Origin of the sequence: Sphingobacterium sp. DR205 (genome assembly GCF_011064245.1) — a bacterium.
Classification (GTDB): Bacteria; Bacteroidota; Bacteroidia; order Sphingobacteriales; family Sphingobacteriaceae; genus Sphingobacterium; species Sphingobacterium athyrii.
Window position 1 is genome coordinate 5828962 of record NZ_CP049333.1, and the last position, 24667, is coordinate 5853628.

Genomic DNA, 24667 nt, shown 5'->3' on the forward strand with positions numbered 1-24667 from the left:
AATATTTAATCATTTATAGATATGAACAGGAAAGCAACGAGCTTGCTCGTCGGGATGATTGGTCTAAGTCTGTCTTTACAAGCACAGATGAATCCAAAGTATAAATTTGAGGAGGCATTGAAGCTAATTCAGCAAAATTATGTCGATCAGGTCAATGAAGAACATTTGGTAGATGCGGCAATCAAGGCCATGATATCGGATTTAGATCCGCATTCACGCTACACTAGTCGGGAGGAGGCTGAACAGATGCGTGCTGCCATGAGTGGAAGTTTTGCCGGAATAGGAATTCAGTTTTTAAAAAATAATGAGCAGACCTTTATAACAAAGGTCAATCCAGATGGACCTGCCATGCGTGCTGGAGTACGTGTGGGTGACCAGATCATTAGTATTGATGGCGATAGTATTGCAGGAAAAAAATGGGGCAATAAGGAGATTATGGAAAAATTGCGCGGTGACAAGGATGTACCTGTTGTCCTCGGAATTTTGTCAGCTGGTAGCAAAAATAGTAAGAATGTTAGTATTGTCCGAGAAAATATACTTGAGAAATCTGTTCGGGAAAGCTATATGGTAGATAGGGAAATCGGCTATATCGCACTTTCTATTTTCAATAAAACGACACGTCAGGAGATCGATGTTGCCTTAAAATCTCTGAAAGAACAGGGAATGAAAAAGCTGATTCTTGATCTACAGAGTAACGGTGGGGGATATGTCGAATCCGCGATCGGTGTTGCAGATGAGTTTTTGCCAAAGGAGAAAATAGTATTTTATTCCGTGCCCAATGAAGGGGGAAAAGATTATTACTTTACAGGCGGATTCGGCCAGTTTTACGAAGGACAGCTCGTCGTTCTTATTGACGAATCCACCGCTTCATCCAGTGAAATTGTAACTGGATCCCTTCAGGATTGGGATCGTGCTGTGATTATTGGCCGCCGGAGTTTCGGAAAAGGACTGATGCAGAAACCTGTACCACTATCGGATGGTTCAGAAATGCAGCTTACAGGTGCACGTTACTATACCCCGTCAGGACGGTCGATCCAAAAGCCTTACAATAAAGGCAAGGATGATTATTTCCAGGATTTTAGCCGCCGTATGGCTTCCAAAGAATTATTGGAAGAAGGGCATATTTATTTTCCTGATTCTTTAAAATATACCACGCTCACCAATAAAAGAATTGTATATGGTGGCGGTGGAATTATGCCTGATATATTTGTGCCTATCGATACCAATGAGTATAGTTCCTGGATGGCACAGCTCATGAACAGTGGCCTTGTGGCCAAAGGAGGTTTCGAATTTGTACAACAAAATCGTGAAGCGCTCCTTAAAGCGTATCCCGACTTTACTTCCTTTAATACACGGTTTAAAGTGCCGAAGGAGGTCCATCATCAGTTGATAAGTGCTGCTCACAGGCTATCCGTAGCAGTACCTTCGGAAGATAACCAGACTGCCCATGCTGCCATCGATCTTGAATTTAAGGCACAGGTAGGTTCGCTGCTTTACACCGGGGGAGATTATATGGCCCGTGTCAGAAATGAGTCGAATCAAAGTTTTAAGGAAGCGCTCCGTGTTCTGAATGATGATAAGCTCTATAAACAATTGTTGAAGACTGGGACTGTTGGAATGACCAAGGAGAAAACCGAAATTCAAAATAAATCAAAAACTAAATAACTATGAAAAACATGAAATGGGTACTAGCCTTAGTGTCCTTATTGCCTGCATTAGGATATGGTCAGCAAAATTATACTTTAATTGGACAGGTCGGAAAGCTTGATAAACCAGCAAAAGCGTATCTAAGATTAAATTATGATGGTAAAGTTTTAATAGATTCCGCAGAAATTAACAAAGGCAAATTTGAGTTTAAAGGTAGTATTCCTTCCCCAATGGATGCACATTTACGTATTATTCACGATTTTGCACCTTTTGATCCTGCTCATCCTCCAAAACAGGATGTATTGCCTTTTTTGATCGAGGGGGCTACAATCAAATTTGTGGCGGCAGATTCTATTAAGCATGCAAAAATCACAGGATCTCCTTTGAATGTAGAAAGTGAACGGGTAAATACCATGTTGAAACCGATTTACGATCAGTATGAGGCTTTAAATAATGAATATAAATCCAAATCCCTTGCAGATCAACAAGACCCGAAATATATACAATCATTAGAAGAGCGGGCTAACGCTATTCAACAACAGACGATTGATGCAAAATTGGATTATGTAGCCAAAAATCCCAAAAGTTATATGGCATTAATGGCTTTTAATTCTACTTTGCCTCCTGAGTTTGATGCCGTCAAAGCTGAAAAGATATTTGCTACTTTGGATCCTGCAATTCAGAATTCGGTACTCGGGAAAGACTTGGCTAGACGTATCGAACAAGTGAAAAAGACGAGCGCAGGTGTAGAGGCTCAGGATTTTACACAACCCGATGTTGATGGTAAACCTGTAAAATTGTCAGACTACCGTGGCAAGTATGTTCTGATCGACTTTTGGGCGTCCTGGTGTGCCCCTTGTCGGCGAGAAAATCCAAATTTGGTAAAAACTTATGCCGAATATCAAAAGGAAGGATTTGAAATACTGGGGGTATCTTTGGATAAAGCTGCCGATAAAGCGAAATGGATAAAAGCTATTCAGGACGATAAACTGACCTGGAAACAGGTGAGTGACCTCAAAGGATGGGAAAACGAAGCTGGAATGAAATACGATGTTAAAGCTATTCCTATGAACTTTTTGGTAGATCCAAATGGAAAAATTATTGCCAAATATCTCCGAGGCGAAGCATTGGATAAAAAACTTGCAGAAATTTTCAAAAAATAGTTTCACTGACATGGGTAAATTCCTTCCTGTGTTGGCATATGTTTAGTTAGAAGGGAGAAGGCTGTATGCAGTACAGCCTTTCTTTTTTTGAGTACGTCAATAGAACGTAGACATCAATCAAAAACTTAATTCGAGGTCTAATATGTGATATTTGCAGAAATAAACGGAGCCTGTTTTTACCTCAATGAGTAAATTTTTACATGACTCTACTATTTAGAATAGGTATTTATTAATTCGATTATATAGTGAATAAGATTCATTACAAGTGTGAGATTCTCATACTCTTTATATTCATTATTTACCTCTTTTTATTTTACACTCATTTTATTAAAAATAATGTTTTTATGCTTCATGTTAATCAATATGATATTTATAAAAATGATATACTAATTTAGTCCTAGTAAGGACTTTAAACATAATCCCTATTATGAAAGTTAACCTTAAAACAATAGCATTTATTTCGTTATTGTTCATTACCGCCGGTGTTCAGGCCCAGATAGGCAAATATCAATGGAAAGAAAGTACTGAGGGGGGATATACATATAAGTATGTAACCAATGATCCTGTTCAAACCCGTTTTTACAAGCTTAAAAATGGTTTAACCGTTATCCTGAGCCCAAATAATAAACAACCCCGTATTCAGGCGTACATTGCGACTAAGGCCGGGAGCAAAACAGATCCCAAGGACCATACGGGCTTAGCGCATTACCTTGAGCACATGCTTTTTAAGGGGACGGACAAGTTTGGTAGCCTCGATTGGTCCAAAGAAAAACCATTGTTGGATCAGGTGGACAATCTTTACGAAAAATATAATCATACCACTGATGTTAACGATCGGGCGGCGATCTATAAAGAAATTGACCGTGTATCGGGAGAGGCATCCAAGTACGCTATTCCAAATGAGTACGACAAATTGATGAGCAGCATGGGCTCTAAAGGAACCAATGCATTTACATCTTTTGAACAGACGGTCTATGTGGAAGATATCCCCAACAATGTGCTCGACAAATATTTGGCGGTTCAGGCTGAACGCTTCAGAAATCCCATTCTGCGTTTGTTCCATACCGAGTTGGAGTCGGTATATGAAGAGAAGAATATTAGCCTGGATAACGATAATAGAAAATCTGTCGAAACCGTTTTTGCAGCCATGTTTCCAAACAATAACTATGGAAAGCAAACGGTGTTGGGATCCGTGGAACATCTTAAAAACCCTTCGTTAAAAGCAATTCGTGAATATTACAATACCTATTACGTTCCCAATAATATGGGCATCATTATGTCGGGTGATTTCAATCCGACAGATGTTATCCAACGTATTGACAAGGCATTTTCCACAATGAAAGCTATGTCTGTTCCGGCCTATACATTTGAAAAAGAGCAAGCTATTACCAGCCCTATTACAAAAACTGTTATCGGGCCGACATCAGAATACTTGCTGTTAGGATTTCGGTTCCCGGGGGCTGCTGATGCAGACGCACAGATCCTGAACCTTATGGCCAATGTACTGACCAATGGATCTGCAGGATTGATTGACCTGGATCTCGTTAAGTCTCAAAAATTATTGGGAGCAGGAGCATTTCCTTATGTGTTAAAGGATTATTCAATGTTGATTCTCCAGGGTAATCCAGGGACTGGACAGAGTCTCGAAGATGTCAAGAAACTATTACTGGGCGAACTCGATAAATTGAGGAAAGGGCAATTTTCAGATGACCTGCTTACCTCGATTGTTAATAATGAAAAGAAAGGGCAAATCAAGCTGTTTGAAAACTATACCAGTACCGCTGAGCAACTCATGTCAGGCTTCACCTCGGAGATTGATTGGGCAAAAGAATTGGCTTATACCGACCGTTTGTCAAAAATAACCAAAGAAGATATCGTGCGTTTTGCCAATAAGTATCTTTCAGAGGTCAACTATGTCGCTGTCTATAAACAAAAAGGACAGGATGATAAGGTCGATAAAGTTATCAAGCCGGCCATTACACCGATTACGGTTAACCGGAATGTCGAATCTGCCTTTTTGAAACAAATCAATGCGATGCCTGAGCAGGATATCAAGCCTAGATGGATTGATTTTGCAAAAGATATGTCAACTGCTAAATTGAAAGATCTAGATGTTTTGGCCGTTCAGAACAAAAACAATGAGCTGTTTAGTTTAACCTACTATTTTGATTTTGGAAGCTGGGACAATAAATTATTAAGCCTTGCTGTGGGGTATCTAGAGTTTTTAGGCACCAAAGACAAGAGCAGTGAAGATTTTAGCAAAGCATTTTACAAATTGGCATCCGACTTTTCAGTCTCTTCAGCAAATGAGGAAAGCAGTGTTTCAGTTTCCGGTCTAAATAGTAATTTCACTGCATCCATTGATCTGTTGCAAGATCTCATGCACAATTGTGTGGTGGACGAAGCCGCTTTTAAAGCTTATATTGAGCGCGTGAAACAGTCTAAGGCCAACGCCAAGGAGAATAAAGCGGCCATTATGGAAGGCTTAAAAGCCTATGCGCGTTATGGTACCAAAAATCCATTCAATTACACCTATACAGACCAGGAGCTCGATGGCTTAAAAGCTGCGGATCTTGTTGCTGTCTTGCACAATCTTGCGAATGCCAAGCATCGTGTACTATACTACGGCCCACAAATCGTAGCAGATTTAGTCAAAAATCTCAAGCCATTAAAGCAGAATGATTTGCCTTATTATACGATTGAGAAGGGGGTGAAATTTGAAGAAAAGCCAACAACGGAGAATAAGGTCTTGTTTGCACAATATGCGATGAAGCAAGCTGAAGTCTTCTGGATCCGTAATTCAGGAATGTTTGATAAAAATGAGATCCCTACCGTGGCTTTCTTTAACGGATATTTTGGCGGCGGCATGGGGAGTATTGTTTTTCAGACCCTCCGCGAATCAAAAGCATTGGCCTATACGACCTATGCTTATTATGGGCAGCCTCAAAAGGAGGAAAACCATGGTATGGTAGGTGCATATATTGGTACGCAATCTGACAAGTTTAAGGATGCTGTAGGCGGCATGAACGAGCTTTTGAATGAGCTTCCTGAATCAAAAGTTGGTTTGGAATCAATTCGTACCAATTTACTGAAATCGCTGGCAAGTGAGCGTATTACAGGCGCTGGTATTCTTTCAAGTTATTTGGCAGCGCAACGTCGCGGGCTTACAGAAGATTCCAGAAAAATGGTTTTTGAGCAACTTCCCAAGCTTAAATTTTCTGACCTTAAAGCGTTTCATACCAATAATATCAGCCATAAACCATATATCTATTGTATCGTTGGAGATGAAAAGGACTTGAACAAAGGTACAATCTCAGCATTGGGTAACCTCCAAAAGCTAAGTCTTAACGAAATATTTGGATATTAATTCAAATCAAAAAATGTTTCAATGTTTATAGTTTATTGGGGCCACGTCTAGTATGATGGCCCCTTTTTTATTATATACATAGTTCGTAATCATTTTAATTAAAGCCAATCATTTTTTATATAAAATTCTTCCAAAGAATAGTTTACTTTAAAATTTGATATCAATATCTAAATTGAAAATTAAATTAACTGAAAGGTCGACAATCTCTAGAATGAAAATATATCCATTTTTATTCGGGGTAGCACCTTATCGTTGAATGGTGCAAAATATCGATTTCTATTTTAAATCAGTTATTTTTTTTAAGAATCGATGATGATCACAATGATCAATTTTTATACGACATTTCATGCCGGTAAGTAAACAAAAGTTTGAATTTTATTTTTTCCGAAACCTTATTTAATAGACCACTTTTTACATGGTAGGCTTTAAAATTACAATTCTTATATAAGAAAAAAGAGTTAAAAGAGAAATGAAGAAATTATAAATCGTTATCATACAACTTTCTGTGTATCTTACGAATTACACGATTTGATATATATTCCTAAACAATCAAGGTATTTTATGTTTAACATTTGGTTCAATACTATTGTTTTTTATTTCTACGATCTTTTCGATCCTGTAGACATAAAAGCGCACTGCTTCACCAATTTCATCTGTGCCGATATATTCCATAAGTTCGAAGTGCCGTGGAACGGCTTCTTTAACAACTTTTCCTGTTGCTTGAATGGCAGATAGTTTATTCATTATAAATTAGTTATATCATTTTTAATTTTTTTTCGATTTATACTGTAGATAATTTATTTTTAATGTCCTGCCATATATATATATGAACAAGAGTTAGCTATATATCGAAATACCGTCTACTCTCCAAACATCACCAAAATGGTTTGAATAAATCTGATCCAAAACCTCTTTTATTGGATGCTTAAACTTGCTAAAAACATGTCGTACCCCGTTTTTATACATTAAGCTGACTACTTCATCTTCTTCTGAAGCAGAATATCCAAAAACTAATATATGTGGTAATTCTTATTTAATAGTTCAGCAGCGTCAATTCCATTGCAGATCGGCATCTTGATGTCAAGTAAACAGATAGTTGGAGCATAATGAAGCAACTCAGTGGCATTCAGTAATTCGCGACCATTTTTGAAGAGTCCTAATAACTTAAAACGCTTATCTCTTTCAACCATCATAGAAATCATTCTTCGGTAGATCAAGGAGTCATCAGCGGCTAGGATACCAATCTGTTTTTTTGAATAGACTTGGTTTTTCATAGCGCGAAGTTAAGTCTCTATCAACTCAATAAAATGCCCAATAATGGGCATTTTATTTTAATTATTTTACAGTTTTAAAATTGTTAATCAAATTGCTGCAAATTTTATTGCGGGAGGTTTATTATAATGTTGTAAGTACGGCATTGAGGGTATTTCTATGTATCCCTAAAAAGGAAGCTATATAGCTATATGGAAATACCTGAAAGGTTTTTGGCGAATGTTCTTTTAAAAGTGCTATTTTTTCTGCCGCTGTCCGGGCCTGTAGAATGCTTATATTTTTCAACGCATGGATAAGATTAGGCTGCATAATCATCAGCTCCAGTTGATAAAAGCGAGGAAACCTATCATAAAGGACTTTCACGGCAGAAATGTCTAAAAGTAGCAACAGAGAATCGCCAAATGCTTTGTAACTTTTCTGAGAAGGCCTTTCCTGCAAATAATCTTCATAATTGAAAACGATCTCTCCTGAGTCTAAAGGACAATGAAAACTTGTGATCCGCTGATTTCCATCTTCATCATAAAAATCTGAATATACTGCCCCTTCCACGAGCAAGGCTATAGTATCGACGCGCTCACCAACTTTAAAGATCAATTCTCCACGTCGGTATCTTTTAAAACTCAAAATTTTAATTAGTTCTGAAGTCTCTTCTTGTGTCAAATTAAAATGCGAAAAATTAGTGGTAATAAACTCGTAGAGCATAATTGAAATAAATTAACATTATTTTAAAAATACGATTTAGCTAAATCTGTTTCATTCATTTCATAAGCGTTAACTGTCATTTCAAGCACCAATATTGTTACTCCAGTCAGTAAATATATCTGTTTTACAATTGACCTTAGTTGCTTAAGCAAGATTTCCATCTGTTTATTTACCACAAATCGACCAGAATTCCTCATGTACCGCATCTGTTAATTCAGTTGAATGATCGGGCACTTCAGTCACTTTGAGCACTGAGTTGCCTGTATGTTGTTTCATCTTTGTGAACAATAAAAGCACTGTTCAAGGAAAAACAATAATAAATAGATTCATGAAAAATATAGCAATAGGACTCTTAGCCTCAATTTTTCTAGTGGCTTGTCAAGGAAGCAAACCTGATAAAAAAGTTAAAGATCATGCCGTTCCTATAGAAACCATAACAGTCGAATCTGTTAGTATCAATAACGAGATTATCATAAGCGGTAGTATTGAGGGAACCAGGACAGTAAAAGTTGGATTTATGGTACCGGGAAAAATCAATAATATAACAGCGCGAGTGGGCCAACCGATCAATAAGGGAAGTTTGATAGCTACACTTGACCAAACTGACTATTCACTCAACAAAAAATTAGCGGAGGTGCAAAAGCATGAAGCGGAGGATGAATACAATAGGTCAAAAATTCTCTTTAATAAAGGTAGTCTAAGTGAAAGTGACTTCGCTAAAATTGGATTTGCGTATAAAAAAACTGTCCTGCAAGAAAAAATACAGGAAAAAAGTCTGAATGATTCCAAGATTTTTTCCCCAATAAGCGGTATCGTCCTCGATAGGGCTACTGAGATCGGAGAGATCATATCGGCAGGGAGTCCACTTTTCACGATTGCTGATCTAAGTACTGTAAATGTATTCTCCCGAATACCGGAAAATGATATCCGAGGAATACATATTGGCCAGCATGTGAATGTGCAAGTAGAAGCAATACAGAAAGCATTTACGGGCAATATAATAGAAATTGGGGCGCTTGCGGACGCCGCATCCAGATCGTTTTTATTAAAAATAGCCGTAAAGAACCCCGGGCTGGCCATCAGACCTGGAATGATTGCCCAAATCAATATACCGTCAACAGTGAACCGTGAAATTGTTATGGTACCTGTAGAATGCATCATACATGATCAGGGAAATTCCAATTTTGTTTATGTTGTCGATAAAAAAGCCAATAAATCTTTTAAGCGTACCGTCGCTCTGGGCAAAATAGTAGATAACCAAGTTGAAATAATCTCGGGCCTGAATTCCGGTGACCTACTTGTTACAGCCGGACATAACAAACTATCGGACGGAACGGCGATCATCGTCAAGCAATAACAGCACCCGGTCAAACTTAATTTTTTATTATCATTATGAATTTTATAGAAGCAGCATTAAAGTACAAGCAGGTGACCCTTGCCGTTCTGCTTATTTTATTTGCTCTGGGTGCAGAGTCACTTTTAAATATGCCGCGACGCGAAGATCCCAAAATTACCGTCAGAACAGGTCTGGTGGTTGCACAATTTCCGGGGGCATCGTCAGTTCAGGTCGAGCAGCAGCTGACCAAAAAGATCGAGGAATATCTTTTTCAGTATGAAGAAGTAGACAAGGAAAAAACCTCGTCCGTATCAAGCGACGGTTTGGTGGTTGTCAATGTCGAATTGACGGAAGCAGTAAAGAAACCGGAGGTTTTCTGGAATAAGCTCCGGCATCAGCTACTGATTTCAAAAGCTATCGAACTACCGGCAGGTGTACAGGGACCATTTGTTGATTCCGACTTCGGAGATACTGAAGCCATGGTCATCGGCATCGAAAGTAATATGGCAGATTACGCGCAGCTTAAAACCTACGCTAAGAAGCTAGAAGAGCAGATCAGGACCATTAAAGCTACATCCAAGGTAAAACGGGTCGGTGACCATCAGCAAGAAATTGTTGTCGCGGCCAATTCCGGCAAGCTCGCTCAATATGAGCTCAATATGGGGCAATTGATACAGACGCTTCAGCAGCAGAACAGCATCGTTGGTAGCGGAGAAATAAAAACCTTTGCCAACAAGACCTCCATCTATACAGATGGGTTGTATCGAAAGGAGGATCAGCTTGCCAACCAGATCGTGAGTGCTCCTTCAAATGGGGCTGAAGTAAAATTGAAAGATATAGCAACGATTACCCGTGGGTATGCTGAACCTTCAAGCATAATAACTGTAAACGGAAACAAAGCTGTACTATTGACCGTACAGATGCACGAAGGAAATAATATTGTGGACTTTGGTAAAGAAGTTAATCAGAAAATTCAAGAATTTAAGAGGTTAACGCCAACGACCATAAAGACCACTACTCTGGTATCACAGCCAGACTTGGTAAATCATAACATCTCACACTTTATTAAAGAGTTCTTCTTAGCTATTATTGCAGTAATTGTGGTTGTCATCCTATTGCTGCCCTTAAGGATAGCCTCAGTTGCGGCCATGGCTATTCCAATGACAGTGGCGCTCACTTTTGCCATATTGAACATGATCGGTATCGAGCTGCACCAAGTTTCTCTGGCCGGTCTGATCCTTGTACTGGGAATGGTGGTGGACGATGCGATAGTAATCGCAGACAATTATGTCGAGCTTCTTGATGAAGGTGTTGACAGATGGACAGCCTCCTGGCGAAGTGCCCATGACCTGCTTATCCCGGTGCTTGCAGCCACGATTACCATCATCGCCTCATTCGTTCCGATGGTGCTAATCAAAGGGTCGACAGGAGAATTTATTTTCACCCTTCCTATTACTGTGGCCGTGGCATTGCTGGCTTCCTATTTTGTGGCATTATTTCTTACGCCACTGCTCTGTTTCACCTTTATTAAAAAAGGGCTTCATGATCACAACGCTACCAATGAAGAACATACTAAGAAAAAGAAATCCCTGCTCACCTATATGCAGGATCGCTATGAACGTCTGCTTGCATGGTCTGTTAAAAATCCACGCTCAGTCATTTTAACCAGCATTATCTTCCTTCTTTTGACCGGGGTGATCTTCAAACTGTTTGTGAGAGAACTTTTCTTCCCCGCAGCAGAGAGGAACCAATTCGTAATCGAACTGAAAATGCCAACGGGCACTAAGCTTGAAGTAACCAGTGAAGTGATCAAAAAAGCAGAAGCCATGATCAAAGATGATAAAAGAGTCGTTTCTTATGCGACCTTCACGGGAACATCAGCCCCGCGCTTCTATTATAGTTTTTCGCCGGAATTTCCAAGGACAGATTACGCACTGATCCTGGTTAATACCACGACTACGGAAACTTCAGATGAACTTGCCCTTATGTTGGATAAAAAAGTGAAAGAGATTGTATCCAGTGGACATTTCTTTGTCAAGCAGATGCAGCAGGGAAATGATCTCAAAGCACCGGTTGAGGTACGCATTTCAGGTGCTGAAATCCCCCAACTACAGGATATTGCAGTTAAAATAAATGATATTTTAGTACATAGCGAAGGAAGCCGCCAGGTAAGGTCTGATTTCGGTGAAGACTATTTTGGTTATGGTCTACTGCCGAACCGGGAGGCGCAAAGACTGGGATTTACTACTGAATATATTTCCCAGGCAGTTTCTAGAGGTTTTAAAGGTCAGTCCCTTACTTCCTTTTATGAGGGCGATGAACCAATCGATGTTTTATTCAGGCTTCAGGATGATGTGCGAAAAAATACAACGGATCTGGAGAACCTTTATGTGCCCTCTCCCCTAAACAATGCGCAGATTCCATTACGACAGATAGCAGAAATTACTCCACAATGGCAGACAGGTAAAATCATGCATAGAAATGGCGTACGGACACTTACGGTGCAGAGCGAAATTTCGCTTGGTTCATTACCGGCGGAACTTCTTGAAAAGATCAAACCCGAAATTGAAAAATTGTCGCTCCCTGAAGGATACAGGATTTATTATGGCGGTGAAGAAGCCGGTAAAACAGAGGTGGAATCGGATATGTATACTGCTCTTTCGATCAGTTTAGCACTGATATTCCTGATTCTGTTATTTCAGTTCAAAAATATAAAAGAAGCACTCATCATCATGGCGACAATCCCGCTCAGCCTATTCGGTGCCATCCTGGGACTTGCCGCTACGGGAAATAATTTCAGTTTTACGGCCTTCATCGGTTTAATTGCGCTCTCCGGTATAGTGGTTCGTAACGCAATCATACTTGTTGATTACACCAATATCTTGCTCAAAAACGGGATGGATATCAAAACTGCTGCAGTTACTGCCGCCCAGCGAAGGTTGCGTCCCATTTTTCTGACTGCAATGGCGGCGGCCGTTGGTGTACTGCCGATGATTATTTCAAAATCCCCGATGTGGGCACCATTGGCAAGTGTACTGGCCTTCGGAGTAATATGGAGTATGATAATGGCACTGCTCACCGTCCCTGTGATGTACATCGGATGGATCAACAAAAATGATAAAAAAGAAATTTCGACAACTACAAATAAAGACTTACAGTATGAAGTATAAATTAAGCTTTATCGGCGTGCTAATAGTGTTTTTTGTGATGCCTTTTGACCTATCGGCCCAGAGCGTACAAGAATATTCGCTGCAGCAGCTGCTGGATACGGCAAAAAAAACAAATGATATGCTAATCATAAAAGAGTATGCGGTAGACCAGAGCATATCAAAGTTACGAGAGAACAAGATCAAACGGTATCCATCTGTCATGGTGGACGGCTCCTATCAGTACAATTTTAATCTCCCTGCATTTACCGTTCCGGCGGGCACACTGGGATCAGTTCCTATAGCAGATGGAACATCCCAGTTGCTGCCCCAACAGGATAGCCATTTTAAGGTCGGTGATAAGGGAGTCTATAGTTTGAATCTTGGTGTTTACCAACCTGTGCTCCAGCAGTTAAAGATGGGGACTGGGCAAGCTATCGACGTATTGGACATCAAGATTGGGCAGCTCGAAAAACAAAAAACCTGGTTGCAGGTGGGGATTGCGATCGAGCAACAGTATTATTTAGCTCTAATGGCAAAAAAACAGATAGAAGTTTCCAATGCGAAGGTTGCTCTTGCAAAAGCAAAATTCAACGATGGCAATAACGCGTCGAGTGCTGGGAAAATTATTTCAAAAGATATGACCGGTCTAAAAATTTTAATCGACGCCGAGCAGCTTAATATGCTCAAGCTAGAAAGCCAGTATAAGGACTGCCTTAGCATTTTGGGAGAACTCACCAATATTGATCCCGCTAAAATAGAATTGGCAGAAAAGTCGTCGTACAAACGTGGCGAAACTCTGGACTGGTACCGGACTTCTATGGATAATTCTCCAGATCTAAAGATTGCGCAACTGGATATTGAAAAAGCGGCCTTAGGCGTTAAAGCGGCCCGTCAGAGTAAACTTCCAGACCTGGGCGTTTTAGGGGGATATAGCGTTCAGAAAGGAAATCCAATTCTGCCGGAACAGACTCCTTACATTGGAGTAAGCCTGAAATGGAATCTGCAGAACTTATTTTCGGGTAAAGAGATGGAAAACCAACGTCTGATGCAGCTTAAACAAGCGGAGACAAAGCTGAAGCTGGTAAAAGACCAACTGTCCGCAAGCCTGGACAGAGCATGGCGTAAGGTAACCATTACCTCAGCAAGTATTGCTACAGCAGAAAATCGCGTGGAATACTGCCGGGATGCACTAAAGTACCAACAGGACAAAATGACAGCGGGGATGAATACTGGTTCTGAGCTCCTGCAAAAACGTGTCGAACTTTCCGAGGCTGAATCATTGTTGTATCAGGCATTAGCAGAAAGCCTGCTGGCCCGTGCTGAACTTGATAATATGATCGGAAGCTCAAAATAAGTTATAATAAAATTAAAATGACAGGCGTAAAATCGTCTGCCCGAAATAATGAAAAATAAGATTTTACTTGGGATGCTTTTCATAAGCGCTAGTTCGAAGGCTCAAACAGTCTCAGAAAAGAAATGGTCACTTGACTTTGGAGGTTCAATAGGTATACTTGTTCCCTTCGATGATGATAAGGACAGTAAGGGACAGATGGGGTCCAATGCCGTAACCAGTTTACAGCTGAATTATAGAAATCTATTTGCCCGCTTTCAGCTGGGCCAGACGACGTTGGATTTCAAGTACCTGAACCGATTCGAGACAGTAGACACAAAGATAACAGCAAAGTCAAATAGTACAAATGCAGGTTTCCTTTTTGGTTACCAGCGGCAGTTCGGGAGATTCGAACCATACGTGATGCTCGGCGCAGGAATCTCGTTTGTCGATGTTCCAATGGCCCAATACGATAAAGATGATAATAGTGTTAATTTTACGACTAAGGCCGGTACTTATCTTCAGACAAATGCAGGACTGGGTATAAATTATAAGATATCCAAATCGTTTATTCTTTTTCTGGAAGGACAGGTTTCAACGATCCCGAGTGTCCCTAAAAATTCTGCTACGCATCTTTCTGGTGTGAGCGCCATGATCGGAATAAAAGCGCCGCTATAAAATGGACTGCCGGAATAAGAAAGTTTTGGAAGCTGATATTTAATTATATTTAGGCATGAAAAGTCGTAATCACAAATTATTCAGGATTTATGGTTTTCCGTCCTTTGGACTGTTCCTTTACCTGATCTTAGTTCTTTTAAACCCGTTGGAAAGGACCTTTGTTAGTTGGGAATCATATGGACCTTTTGATTATTTGATCGAATTCATGCTGTGCACTTTTTATGCGATGGTGATTTGTGAAACGGGAATTCAGTTGAATCAATGGATGTCATTATTCTATAGCTGGGATCACCACATTTACAGCAGATTTCCCCTCCAGCTCTTATTGCACTCGTTTGTGCTGTATTGCTTGATCAGGATTTTCTTCCTGTTTGATTTTCCAGTTTATTTCGGTTATGATACGCTGCTGCATAGACAGCTCATCATCATTGGGGTGATTATGTCTTTATTGAGCACGACAGTTTTCGCAGCAGAACATTATTTTTATAACTGGACTGCTGCAAACACCAGATCCATTGAGCTTGAAAGATATACCAATCAAGCACAATTGGAAGCATTAAAGCTGCAGCTCGATCCACATTTCCTGTTCAATAATCTGAGTACAGTAACTGCCCTTATCGATCAACAGCCAGCTACGGCAACCGCTTATGTGACCAAACTGGCAGCGATATACAGGTACATTCTCGGAAACAGAGATCGTGACACCATTTTTCTTTACGAAGAAATGGAGTTTATCAATAACTATCTATTCCTGTACGAGACACGGTATGGGGAAAGTATCCAGGTTAATATCGAAGAAAATAAAACTATGCTAAGAGCCGAGATTCCGCCGCTTACACTGCAGCTGCTCATTGAAAATGCGATCAAACACAATATTTTTAGCAAAGAAGATCCGCTTTTTATCAATATCTACTATCATGAACCCAATACGATGGTCATCGAGAACAATAAGTGGTTAAAGGCTGAAGGTAGGGCGGGAACAAAACTCGGGCTGAAAAATATTAAGGAAAGATATCGCCTATTAGGTTGTCCGCTCCCCGAAATTGTAGAGAATGATGAAATTTTTAGGGTGGAAATCCCATTGATAATAACGAAAAATAGTTAAATATGTTAAACGCCCTGATTATTGAAGACGAGCTTCCCAACATACAGAGGCTCGAGAAAATGCTCTCAAAATCATCTTATGACATCACCGTTATAAAGAGTATTCAGACTGTGAAAGACTCCATGAAATGGCTGGGAGAAAATAAACAGCCAGACCTGATCTTTATGGATATAATGCTCACTGACGGCATAAGTTTTGAAATTTTTGAGCATGTTGATATAGCTGCTCCTGTGATTTTTGTAACTGCTTATGACGAGTATGCGCTTAAAGCATTCGAAGTGAACGGTATAGATTATTTACTGAAACCTCTTGAATCGGAAAAACTGGAAAAAAGTATCCGTAAAGCTATTGGATATAGAAGTCTTGATGATAATATAGGAATCATTAGCCTGATGAAAAAAATGCAAACAAATCAGCGGATCTATCGTTCCCGGTTCCTTGTCTCTTACAGGGATAGATTTCTATCCATACTTGTTGATGATGTAGCTTATTTCATTTCTGAAAATAGAATAACCTACCTGATCATGAAAGATTCCCAGCGATATGTTATAGACGCTACTTTAGAAGTTCTCGACGCAGAGCTTGATCCTGAGGTGTTCATTAGGATCAGCAGGCAGTTTATTGTATCTTTTGGAAGTATCGAAAGCATCTACCAGCTCTTTAATAGCCAGCTAAAAATAAGTCTAAAACCGCAACTCTACGAACCGGTTACGCTCAGCAGGGACAGATCCAGCATTGTAAAGAAATGGCTGGACAAGCCAGGAAACTAATCCGGCTAAATCTGAGAGCCATTTATAGCTGGAAAGGCAATAATTAGGGTTGGTTGTAATTAAAAAAAATTAGTACCCTAGCCTTATTCCTGAAGTTTTAGAAAAACAAATTGACAAATAATAAAGCAATTGGGGCTCCCTGCCCCACTGCATCCTTTGGTTGCAGTGGTTGATTACACTAATCTTTCGGGTGAAATGTTTCCAAAAGAGCAAAAAGTGAGTTTCGATTTTTTCAAAATTTCCTTCAAGCCTACCTTTAAAGGATACATAAAATACGGACAAGGACATTATGATTTTCAAGAAGGCGGGTTGGCATTTTTGAAGCCTAAGCAAATCGTTTTCCCTCCGGAAGATATAGACAACTATGAAGGTTTTGCTTTGTATTTTCATCCTGAGCTTATTCTAAATTATCCTTTGGGAAGAGCTATCAATCAATATAGTTTTTTCTCTTACGATGTTTCAGAAGCATTGTTTTTATCTGCAAAGGAAAAAGAAATTATCGCTCATTTATTTGTTTGAATAGCCAATGAATTGAACAATAATATTGACAATTTCAGCAGGATGTGTTGGTATCGCAATTAGAATTGTTACTGAATTACAGCAACCGCTTTTACAACCGACAGTTCATGACAAGAAAAGCTGTTAATAACAATATTATCTCTGCTTTGGATAAACTTTTGAATCATTATTTTGATGAAGAAAATAGTTTAAAAAATGGTTTGCCATCAGTAAAATATATCAGTTCTGAATTGCAATTATCACAACGTTATTTGAGTGATATGCTGCATTCACTTACAGGGCTGAATACGCAACAATATATCCAAAACACAGTAATAGAAAAAGCGAAAGAAAAGTTATCTAAGACAAATCTTTCCGTCAGTGAAATTGCGTATGGATTAGGCTTTGAGCATCCACAATCATTTAGTAAATTATTCAAGGTAAAGACAAATGTTTCGCCTTTGGAATTTCGGCAGTCGTTTAACCCATAGCACATACTTGGTAATGGTTGTAATCAATATTCCATTGACGATATACAGAACAGCGGAGATAAAAATAACTGACCTAGTTTCTCAAACTATTGCTATTTACTTTTCTGACTTACCATTCCTGAAATTAACTATTGTAAGACACATTTTCCCGTAGAAAGACAGGAAAGCCCACCTGATCAGTATAATCGTGAAGATACCATATATGATAGTAATAAGCTTGTCGGCTTTACCAAACAATTTACAAAGTGGACCGACCCCCATCCTTGTCACATGCTTTTCTTTGATTAGCTTTATTGTTTGGTACCACGCTTTTTTCGGATCGCAATTTTATTCTCCTTTTCAGCATGGTCAATCATAAAGTTAAGACCGTAAATTATCACATTGGCTTTTTCTAAAGCTTTCTCCACATCCTTGGGATATTCAGAAAAACCCCAACTATTTGATAAATAAATAGTTGGGGTTTTATTATCTTCGTGTATTCCCCCGAATAATAAGGTTAGCGGCCAAAATCGGGGTAACGGTCATCAAAAAGATATGCGAAAGATACAAAAACTTAGCGAACTTCAGCCAACTTTAGCCTTCAGCGAATACGATATTTTCAAACAGTACGAATCAAGTTTTCACCTGAGTGAACTAGGGCGGCTTTATCGGAGTATTCCATTTTCCGAGCTGGCAGCGAGCCTGGGGCAACGGGAAAACCGAGTTGGCCGCCGGTCCTATTTTAGCGGGGCGGGTAAAGTGGCGCTGATGGTGCTGAAATCCTATACGGGGCTTTCCGACCGTGACCTGGTCGCCCAGCTTAATTCCAACCTCCATTATCAGCTTTTCTGCGGTGTTCGGATCAATCCGTTAAAGCCGCTCGATAATTTTAAGATCGTCAGCGAGATCCGCTGCGAACTTGCCAGAAAACTTGATATCGGCACCCTTCAGCGGGTGCTTGCCGGTTACTGGAAGGCCTGGTTTAAGGACAGCCATGTATTGATGAGCGATGCGACCTGTTATGAGAGTGATGTTCGCTTTCCCACGGATATCAAACTGTTATGGGAATGTGCGGAATGGCTGCAGGGGCAATTGCGGAGCATGGCAAAGCTGTCGGGTCTGCGGATGCCGCGCAACAAATTTGACAAGCAGCGCCTGCGTTACCGTATCTATAGTAAAAAGCGCAAGCGTGGGAAATCGGAGACGCGCGTGCTGAAACGCAGCCTGCTCCACCTGGTTGGCAAGCTCATCGGTCAGTGCGGGGATATCATGTCCCTTGGTACAGCCAATCTTCCTGGCCGCTTTCACAGACGGCTGTCCATCATCAAAAAAGTACTCCATCAGCAACGGGAACGTTTTGCCGGGCGGGAAGTGAAGGGTCTGATTGTTAGTGTCGACAAAGATTATATCCGCCCGATCGTCCGTGGCAAAGAAAGTAAAGGGGTTGAGTTCGGCGCCAAAGTGAACAGCATCCAGATTGATGGCATCAACTTTATCGAGCACCTGAGCTTTGATGCTTTCCATGAAGGGAACCGGCTTCCACAATGTATAGACCTACAGCAGTCACTGCTGAGAAAACGTGTCAGCCATGTAGCTGCCGATGCGCTTTACGCTACCAACGCCAACCGGAGCTGGTGCCGCAGCAGGGGCATATTCACCAGCTTTGTGCGCAAGGGTAAGCCTGCAGCTGATGAAAAAGAGCGCGGCAGGCTCCGCTCCGTGCTGAACAGGGAGCGCTCTACGCGGCTTGAAGGTAGCTTTGGCACAGAAAAACGGTATTATTCGCTCAGCCGTATCCGGGCCAGGACCAAGAAAACGGAAATCCTGTGGATATTCTTTGGCATCCATACAGCAAATGCGGTGCGGATGATCCCCAAGATGCAGGGCCAGCAGGAAAAAGCGGCTTAAAAGATCACAGAAAATAGGTGGAAGAACGGGTGTTCAGGGGACAGCTATGCCAAAAAAAACGAAAAAGCAGCTTTTTGGCAATCGGGTGCTTAAACCAGCGGAAAAATCTTACAAAGATCGGGATAACAGAACAAAAAATGGTGACCGAAATTATTCTGACCACCATTTTTTATAACATTTACTGAATATCCCATCCTTGATCCGTTTTTTTAAAGGGTAACGTCTTTTGTTCCCAGCTTTTCCATAGGCACTAAAGTTACGGCTCGCTTTTCTAATTTGCGTTTATAATTGTTAATCCAATTGATTAAGATAGTCGTATTTTGTAGTCCATACTTTCTTGCAGTTTGTTCTGCTGACACATTTTTATAAAGTACCAGCTCTATTAATTTCTCTTTAAATTCTTCTTCGAATTCAAATCGAGACAAAGCTTGTTCATTCATGTTTCCTTTACATTTGTAATCAAAACTATAAAGTTATCGACATATAAGAACAATTTATTTCCCTTGAATTCACTATATTTCACAACAAAACACATATTTATTCACAAAAAAAAGAAAAAATTAAGAGCGAGCAAATGAGACTCTTAACGAAATTTGCTCGCTCACTTAAGTTTTCTCTACTTTAATAATTTCCAAAGGGATTCAACAGGAATGGTCTTCTTCAAAATCATCTGCACTGAAGTAGGACTTTCAGCATGGGAGAGAGTACGAGTGCTTGATACCGTACCTATGACTCTTCCAAAAGCATCAATAATAGGACCTCCACTAGAGCCTATACCATATTCTGCTGAAATAAGCATGATATTTCTATAATAATCTGTACCGTTTACACGTGTTTTGTCTACATATTTATGGTTCACATGACCTTGAGAAAAATAATAATACAAGTTGTGTGGATGGCCTAATGAATAAGCTACATCACCAATATTAGCTTTGGGAGCCAACGCAAACGCAGGTAATTTATCACCTTGAGTATCTAAACGTAATATCGCCAAATCATCCTTCTCAGAAGCAGCGATTATATCTTTTACTGGATAAGTACGACCGTCGTATAACCTTACCAAAAATGCTAATGGTTTATTCCCGCCGCCCATATATGCATACGCATTTACCACATGATAGTTAGTAACTACAATCCCGTTTTCGTCAATAATGTATCCCGTAGCAGGGTTAATATGTGTATGCTCGCAATGTGTACATAAATAAGCCGATCCCACTATTACTGTTGCCTTTTTAGATTGACCAAAAACTTGATTTGGAGTCAATAACTTACTTTTGACTCCCTTTAGCGTGATTTTAACTTTATCTCCGACAAGAGCTGCAACGTTTTTTGCTTCCTGAGCCGAAACACTTTTGTTAACCTTTAGCAAAGAATCTGCAGAAGTTGCAAATTTGGCGATATACTCTTCATTATTCATAAATTCTTGCGCTTGAGCAAATAAATTGATGCTTAATAATACCAAGAGAATTGAAATCTTAAACTTTATCATCTTTATAATCTATATTTAACTAATTTACTGAAGACAACGCTTCATCTATTATACTGTAAATTTCAATATCAGAAGGCTTCGGCATACGCTCATTGTAGACCTTACCTTCTTTATCTAACAGTATCATCCTTGGGATATATTTTATATCAAATTCCTTTTCGAAGCGCTTTTCTTTGTCAACATTGAATTGATGTGAAGGTATTTTAAGATTTACAACAGCACCACGCCATTTGTAATCTTTATCATCTACAGATACTCCAACTACAACAAGATTTTTATCTTTGTAATGGTGTCTCAATAAATCCAATGAAGGCATCTCTTTTAGACAGGGAAAACACCAAGATGCCCATACGTCAATCAAAACGAACTTACCCTTAAATTCGTCCAAATATCTCCTATTGTTATCTAGATCCTTAAAATCATAGATAGAAGGTTTTTCACCTTTTTTCAAAGACATCGATTCTGATTGTTGACTATAAGAATCTATTAAGGCCACTACTAAAACAAATGTTGATATTATTTTAAATAAGTTTTTCATCGTAAAAAAATAATTAGACACCTTGAAAGCAATAATTACTAATTGAATTAAAAGTGCCCAATAATTTATGTCAATTATTTCAAAATCGCTCTTAATTTAAGTTCAAGATCGGCACCTCTCAAGTTCTTACCAATAATTTTTCCTTGAGGATCCAATAAGAAATTAGCAGGAATTGAACTAACTTTATATAGCTGTGCAACCTCGCTATCCCATCCTTTCAAATCCGAAACCTGGTTCCATGTCAACTTGTCATCTAAAATCGCTTTTATCCACTTCTCTTTAGCGTTATTACCCCCGTCAAGCGAGACACCTAATATGTCAAATCCTTTCGATCTGTACTTATTGTAAGCAGCAACTAGATTTGGATTTTCATGACGGCAAGGTCCACACCAAGAAGCCCAGAAATCCACCAAAATGTATTTACCACGCAACGAACTAAGCTTAAGATTTCTGCCTTCTGCATCTGGAAGCGTAAAGTCTGGGGCAATAGCACCGACTTCAACGACTTTTAACTCTTCAAATACCGATGAGTACATAACTCCCGGCCTAGAAGCGCGTACTTCTTCACTCAACATTCCAAATAAGCGCCTAGCTTGATCCGTATTAGTAGCCGGATCACAATACTTTCTCAGTAGGTTGAGACTAATAGGTGAGTTTGGATTCTCTTTTACAAAAGCTTCTATTTCTTGCTGAAATTTAAGTGTAGCGGCTGTGTAAATATTACGAAGTGAATCTTGAGCCAGCGTGTTTCCATTCAGTCTTTTGAATTCGGCTTCTAGAGACTGTCCATATGCATCAAAGGAAGCAGTAAAAGTTTTTGACTTTTGCAATAAATCATTCATCGGTGTACCACCGATACGCATTATCTTATTTTTCTGATCAACAAATACTTCAATAGTACCTGGTTCTAAGTATATCACCACTTGGGTATTACGCATCGGCAAATCTTCTTCTTCCCGTTTAACGGGTATTCTGATAACGCCGTTCGCGTTCTTTTGTGCGTCACCTTTGAATTCAAATTTACCATTAACAACTAAAGCTGTATCGGTAGCATAACTAGTTCCCTGACGGTAATTCATGAAAATTCTTTCCGGAGAAGTACCTGTCAATGTGCCTTTTATAATGAATTTTTCTTGCGCTTCAAGCTGGAAAGATAAAGCTAAAATGGATAATAATCCTAAAATTGTTTTTCTAATTTGCATTTTTTTTATTTGTTTAATTATATATTCTAAGCAACTACATGCCACTAATTAATATTTTTACTCGATTATAGTTCATCAGGCCTGGTTTTGCGGTTTTACTCTGTGCGATTTTTATGGACAATTGAACAATCTTCCCTCGCATAGATACGTCACGTTTCACAACCAAAGGAATTGTAACTTCTTTTGTTTCTGGAGCAATAAGGTATCTTTTCTTCAAATCTTCATTACTGAAGTCTACATAATGTACATTTGGAATTGCATGTTCACTTCCAGTAGGCAATTGTGCTTCCTTAATCTGCTCCAATTTCACTTCGTACTGTTTTTCAGGAACTAAACCTAAAGTTTTTATCGGTAGATAAATAGTATCAATATCTAGACCTTTCTGTGAAAAATAGTAATTTTTTATAGTCGCGTATCCACCACTTGGATAAGTATTGGGAAAATTAAATTGTACATAAGTATCCTGTAATTCATTATTTACAGAAACTTTTTTGCAAGATCCCATTAAAAAAATCAAAATTATTGCTGAAAATGATTTATTGTATTTCATTGTCATTTTTATTAAAATATTAGCTTTTATTAAAAGATATCATATCGCCCAGTTTCTCCGGATGGAAGGGGCGGGACATACTCAAACTCTCCCATCTGTCGATCAGGTTTAAGTATCAAATGCGAAGAATTTATCCTTTTCTCCATAAAGAATACTTGACCTTCAGCATAAAATTCCTTATAATACTCGTTTCTAATAATGTTTCTCCGATTTTCAATAGTCAATAATGGAACAACTGTAACTGATCTAGATTGTTGATATGTAACAAAATACGAATTCGCTTCATTTATAGGTGAAAATTCGGATACAATGAGATACATCTCTGAAAGTCGGATTAAAGGAATCGAAAATTTACCCGTGCCATTATTTCTATTAAGATCTTCATACTTTCTGGTTGTATACAATCCTATTGGCATAAAACGTGACGGAGGAGTTAATTTTAAATTTAATTTTCTGAAATCTCGCGAATCAGGAAATATAGGATCTAGAGCCATTTGCAAATTATATACACCACCTGCTGAGTTTGCATTACCAAACATCAAAGTGTTATCAAAGTTGTTGATATGCAACGATGAGATATGTTCTGAAAACAACAATCTATCTTGCGTCGATAAAGCAATAGCAGTGCCCAACGTAAACTTTTTTGTACCGTCAGTATTTTTTGCTTCAATAACTTTTTTTGCATATTCCACTGACTTATCAGCATCTCCTAACCACGCATAAACGCGCGCTTTTAATGCTAATATACCGTAATAGTTAAAGCGATTTTGCCGCCACATATATTCCAATCCAGAATATCCAGGTAAATTTGTAGAAGTTACATTCAATTCCTGATTACTAAATTTTGTCAATGGGTCACTTTCTCTCAATAGCATCTCGGCTCTATCAAGATCAGATATTAGTTTTGATATATATACATCATAGGTATCATAGGTTAAAGGATCTATTTTTACGGCAGTAGCATAAGGGAGATAAGCCTTTGTTCCAACTTTCGAGGGGATTGGGCCCCACAAACGTAACAAATCAAAATGCAAAAATGCCCTGATTCCCAATGACTCTCCCTCAACTAAATTACGTTGAACCGTACTTAAAACATCAGCAGTACCATGTTTCTGTATACCTGTCAACAATGAATTTACTGAAGATATAGTGCTATAAGAGTTAAGAAATGCTCCCCCCATCATTCCATCTGATTCTGAGTTAGAATAGTCAAAATTGGAAATCGGAAAACTTCCCCAAAGTTCTTGTGTATAAAAAAGATTAGCCATATTATCAATACCTCCAGATACAAAGAAACTACCTGGACTATAAGATGTTCGCATTTTACTATATACACCTACTAACGCATCAAAAAAACCTTTACTTGATCGAAACAGATTCTCTTCTGTCATTTGATTTTGTGGAGTAACTTCAAGCCACTTCTCACAAGCTGTAAACAGCATTAATGCTGAAATACTTAATAGAAATATATTCTTTTTTTTCATGACGATACA

General features: G+C 39.1%; 21 protein-coding genes. 12 read left to right on the forward strand and 9 right to left on the reverse strand.

Features of this window, described 5'->3' with window-relative positions; all coding sequences use genetic code 11:
* Window positions 1-21: 21 nt before the first annotated feature.
* The 3 genes from G6053_RS24965 to G6053_RS24975 all read left to right on the forward strand — a co-directional run bounded on the left by G6053_RS24965 (window position 22) and on the right by G6053_RS24975 (window position 6177).
* Window positions 22-1665 carry a S41 family peptidase gene (locus G6053_RS24965; protein ID WP_165308915.1) on the forward strand — a complete coding sequence of 548 codons (1644 nt, stop codon included), beginning with the start codon at window positions 22-24 and terminating at the stop codon, window positions 1663-1665.
* Between the two features lie 2 nt (window positions 1666-1667).
* Window positions 1668-2810: a TlpA disulfide reductase family protein gene (locus tag G6053_RS24970; protein ID WP_165308916.1), complete on the forward strand. Its 1143-nt coding sequence runs from the start codon at window positions 1668-1670 to the stop codon at window positions 2808-2810.
* Window positions 2811-3237: 427 nt separating this feature from the next.
* A complete protein-coding gene (locus tag G6053_RS24975) occupies window positions 3238-6177 on the forward strand; it encodes a M16 family metallopeptidase (RefSeq protein WP_165308917.1) in 2940 nt (979 codons plus the stop codon).
* Window positions 6178-6726: 549 nt separating this feature from the next.
* On the opposite strand, the gene G6053_RS24980 is transcribed toward G6053_RS24975, so the two are convergent.
* The 3 genes from G6053_RS24980 to G6053_RS24990 form a co-directional block, all read right to left on the reverse strand.
* A complete protein-coding gene (locus G6053_RS24980; RefSeq protein ID WP_165308918.1) occupies window positions 6727-6921 on the reverse strand; it encodes a hypothetical protein in 195 nt (64 codons plus the stop codon).
* A 266-nt stretch (window positions 6922-7187) separates the two neighbouring features.
* Complete coding sequence (locus tag G6053_RS24985) at window positions 7188-7451, reverse strand: response regulator (protein ID WP_165308919.1); 264 nt, start codon at window positions 7449-7451, stop codon at window positions 7188-7190.
* Between the two features lie 121 nt (window positions 7452-7572).
* Window positions 7573-8073 (reverse strand): Crp/Fnr family transcriptional regulator, encoded by a 501-nt coding sequence (locus tag G6053_RS24990; RefSeq protein WP_165308920.1) that lies wholly within the window; start codon window positions 8071-8073, stop codon window positions 7573-7575.
* Between the two features lie 406 nt (window positions 8074-8479).
* On the opposite strand from G6053_RS24990, the gene G6053_RS24995 reads away from it, so the two are divergent.
* The 9 genes from G6053_RS24995 (at window position 8480) to G6053_RS25030 (ending at window position 19395) form a co-directional block, all read left to right on the forward strand.
* A complete protein-coding gene (locus tag G6053_RS24995; protein WP_165308921.1) occupies window positions 8480-9508 on the forward strand; it encodes an efflux RND transporter periplasmic adaptor subunit in 1029 nt (342 codons plus the stop codon).
* Between the two features lie 35 nt (window positions 9509-9543).
* Window positions 9544-12657 carry an efflux RND transporter permease subunit gene (locus G6053_RS25000; RefSeq protein WP_165308922.1) on the forward strand — a complete coding sequence of 1038 codons (3114 nt, stop codon included), beginning with the start codon at window positions 9544-9546 and terminating at the stop codon, window positions 12655-12657.
* A complete protein-coding gene (locus G6053_RS25005) occupies window positions 12647-13990 on the forward strand; it encodes a TolC family protein (protein ID WP_165308923.1) in 1344 nt (447 codons plus the stop codon). Before G6053_RS25000 ends, G6053_RS25005 begins: the two co-directional genes overlap by 11 nt.
* Before the next feature lie 48 nt (window positions 13991-14038).
* Window positions 14039-14644 carry an outer membrane beta-barrel protein gene (locus G6053_RS25010; protein ID WP_165308924.1) on the forward strand — a complete coding sequence of 202 codons (606 nt, stop codon included), beginning with the start codon at window positions 14039-14041 and terminating at the stop codon, window positions 14642-14644.
* A 55-nt stretch (window positions 14645-14699) separates the two neighbouring features.
* Window positions 14700-15749: a histidine kinase gene (locus G6053_RS25015; protein WP_165308925.1), complete on the forward strand. Its 1050-nt coding sequence runs from the start codon at window positions 14700-14702 to the stop codon at window positions 15747-15749.
* Window positions 15750-15751: 2 nt separating this feature from the next.
* On the forward strand, window positions 15752-16519 hold the full coding sequence (locus tag G6053_RS25020; protein ID WP_165308926.1) for a LytTR family DNA-binding domain-containing protein: 768 nt from the start codon (window positions 15752-15754) through the stop codon (window positions 16517-16519).
* 195 nt (window positions 16520-16714) lie between these two features.
* Window positions 16715-17038 (forward strand): AraC family ligand binding domain-containing protein, encoded by a 324-nt coding sequence (locus G6053_RS31060; protein WP_346774512.1) that lies wholly within the window; start codon window positions 16715-16717, stop codon window positions 17036-17038.
* 107 nt (window positions 17039-17145) lie between these two features.
* Complete coding sequence (locus G6053_RS31065) at window positions 17146-17508, forward strand: AraC family transcriptional regulator (RefSeq protein WP_346774513.1); 363 nt, start codon at window positions 17146-17148, stop codon at window positions 17506-17508.
* Window positions 17509-18042: 534 nt separating this feature from the next.
* Window positions 18043-19395, forward strand: a complete 1353-nt coding sequence (locus G6053_RS25030) for a transposase (protein ID WP_165308927.1) — start codon at window positions 18043-18045, stop codon at window positions 19393-19395.
* Between the two features lie 209 nt (window positions 19396-19604).
* On the opposite strand, the gene G6053_RS25035 is transcribed toward G6053_RS25030, so the two are convergent.
* The 6 genes from G6053_RS25035 to G6053_RS25060 form a co-directional block, all read right to left on the reverse strand.
* Window positions 19605-19835: a transposase gene (locus G6053_RS25035; RefSeq protein WP_165308928.1), complete on the reverse strand. Its 231-nt coding sequence runs from the start codon at window positions 19833-19835 to the stop codon at window positions 19605-19607.
* Between the two features lie 176 nt (window positions 19836-20011).
* Window positions 20012-20884, reverse strand: coding sequence for a serine protease (locus G6053_RS25040; RefSeq protein ID WP_165308929.1), 873 nt, complete (start codon window positions 20882-20884; stop codon window positions 20012-20014).
* 19 nt (window positions 20885-20903) lie between these two features.
* Window positions 20904-21422, reverse strand: coding sequence for a TlpA disulfide reductase family protein (locus tag G6053_RS25045; protein ID WP_165308930.1), 519 nt, complete (start codon window positions 21420-21422; stop codon window positions 20904-20906).
* Window positions 21423-21496: 74 nt separating this feature from the next.
* Window positions 21497-22624 carry a TlpA disulfide reductase family protein gene (locus G6053_RS25050; protein WP_165308931.1) on the reverse strand — a complete coding sequence of 376 codons (1128 nt, stop codon included), beginning with the start codon at window positions 22622-22624 and terminating at the stop codon, window positions 21497-21499.
* 34 nt (window positions 22625-22658) lie between these two features.
* Window positions 22659-23174: a DUF4843 domain-containing protein gene (locus G6053_RS25055; protein WP_165308932.1), complete on the reverse strand. Its 516-nt coding sequence runs from the start codon at window positions 23172-23174 to the stop codon at window positions 22659-22661.
* A 29-nt stretch (window positions 23175-23203) separates the two neighbouring features.
* Window positions 23204-24658, reverse strand: coding sequence for a RagB/SusD family nutrient uptake outer membrane protein (locus tag G6053_RS25060; RefSeq protein WP_165308933.1), 1455 nt, complete (start codon window positions 24656-24658; stop codon window positions 23204-23206).
* Window positions 24659-24667: the final 9 nt, after the last annotated feature.

Excerpts from the sequence above, each read along its gene's own strand:
- G6053_RS24965 (WP_165308915.1), top strand. The coding sequence starts at position 22 with ATGAACAGGAAAGCAACGAGCTTGCTCGTCGGGATGATTGGTCTAAGT.
- G6053_RS24970 (WP_165308916.1), top strand. The coding sequence starts at position 1,668 with ATGAAAAACATGAAATGGGTACTAGCCTTAGTGTCCTTATTGCCTGCA.
- G6053_RS24975 (WP_165308917.1), top strand. The coding sequence starts at position 3,238 with ATGAAAGTTAACCTTAAAACAATAGCATTTATTTCGTTATTGTTCATT.
- G6053_RS24980 (WP_165308918.1), bottom strand. The coding sequence starts at position 6,921 with ATGAATAAACTATCTGCCATTCAAGCAACAGGAAAAGTTGTTAAAGAA.
- G6053_RS24985 (WP_165308919.1), bottom strand. The coding sequence starts at position 7,451 with ATGAAAAACCAAGTCTATTCAAAAAAACAGATTGGTATCCTAGCCGCT.
- G6053_RS24995 (WP_165308921.1), top strand. The coding sequence starts at position 8,480 with ATGAAAAATATAGCAATAGGACTCTTAGCCTCAATTTTTCTAGTGGCT.
- G6053_RS25000 (WP_165308922.1), top strand. The coding sequence starts at position 9,544 with ATGAATTTTATAGAAGCAGCATTAAAGTACAAGCAGGTGACCCTTGCC.
- G6053_RS25005 (WP_165308923.1), top strand. The coding sequence starts at position 12,647 with ATGAAGTATAAATTAAGCTTTATCGGCGTGCTAATAGTGTTTTTTGTG.
- G6053_RS25010 (WP_165308924.1), top strand. The coding sequence starts at position 14,039 with ATGAAAAATAAGATTTTACTTGGGATGCTTTTCATAAGCGCTAGTTCG.
- G6053_RS25015 (WP_165308925.1), top strand. The coding sequence starts at position 14,700 with ATGAAAAGTCGTAATCACAAATTATTCAGGATTTATGGTTTTCCGTCC.
- G6053_RS25020 (WP_165308926.1), top strand. The coding sequence starts at position 15,752 with ATGTTAAACGCCCTGATTATTGAAGACGAGCTTCCCAACATACAGAGG.
- G6053_RS31060 (WP_346774512.1), top strand. The coding sequence starts at position 16,715 with ATGTTTCCAAAAGAGCAAAAAGTGAGTTTCGATTTTTTCAAAATTTCC.
- G6053_RS31065 (WP_346774513.1), top strand. The coding sequence starts at position 17,146 with ATGACAAGAAAAGCTGTTAATAACAATATTATCTCTGCTTTGGATAAA.
- G6053_RS25030 (WP_165308927.1), top strand. The coding sequence starts at position 18,043 with ATGCGAAAGATACAAAAACTTAGCGAACTTCAGCCAACTTTAGCCTTC.
- G6053_RS25035 (WP_165308928.1), bottom strand. The coding sequence starts at position 19,835 with ATGAATGAACAAGCTTTGTCTCGATTTGAATTCGAAGAAGAATTTAAA.
- G6053_RS25040 (WP_165308929.1), bottom strand. The coding sequence starts at position 20,884 with ATGATAAAGTTTAAGATTTCAATTCTCTTGGTATTATTAAGCATCAAT.
- G6053_RS25045 (WP_165308930.1), bottom strand. The coding sequence starts at position 21,422 with ATGAAAAACTTATTTAAAATAATATCAACATTTGTTTTAGTAGTGGCC.
- G6053_RS25050 (WP_165308931.1), bottom strand. The coding sequence starts at position 22,624 with ATGCAAATTAGAAAAACAATTTTAGGATTATTATCCATTTTAGCTTTA.
- G6053_RS25055 (WP_165308932.1), bottom strand. The coding sequence starts at position 23,174 with ATGAAATACAATAAATCATTTTCAGCAATAATTTTGATTTTTTTAATG.
- G6053_RS25060 (WP_165308933.1), bottom strand. The coding sequence starts at position 24,658 with ATGAAAAAAAAGAATATATTTCTATTAAGTATTTCAGCATTAATGCTG.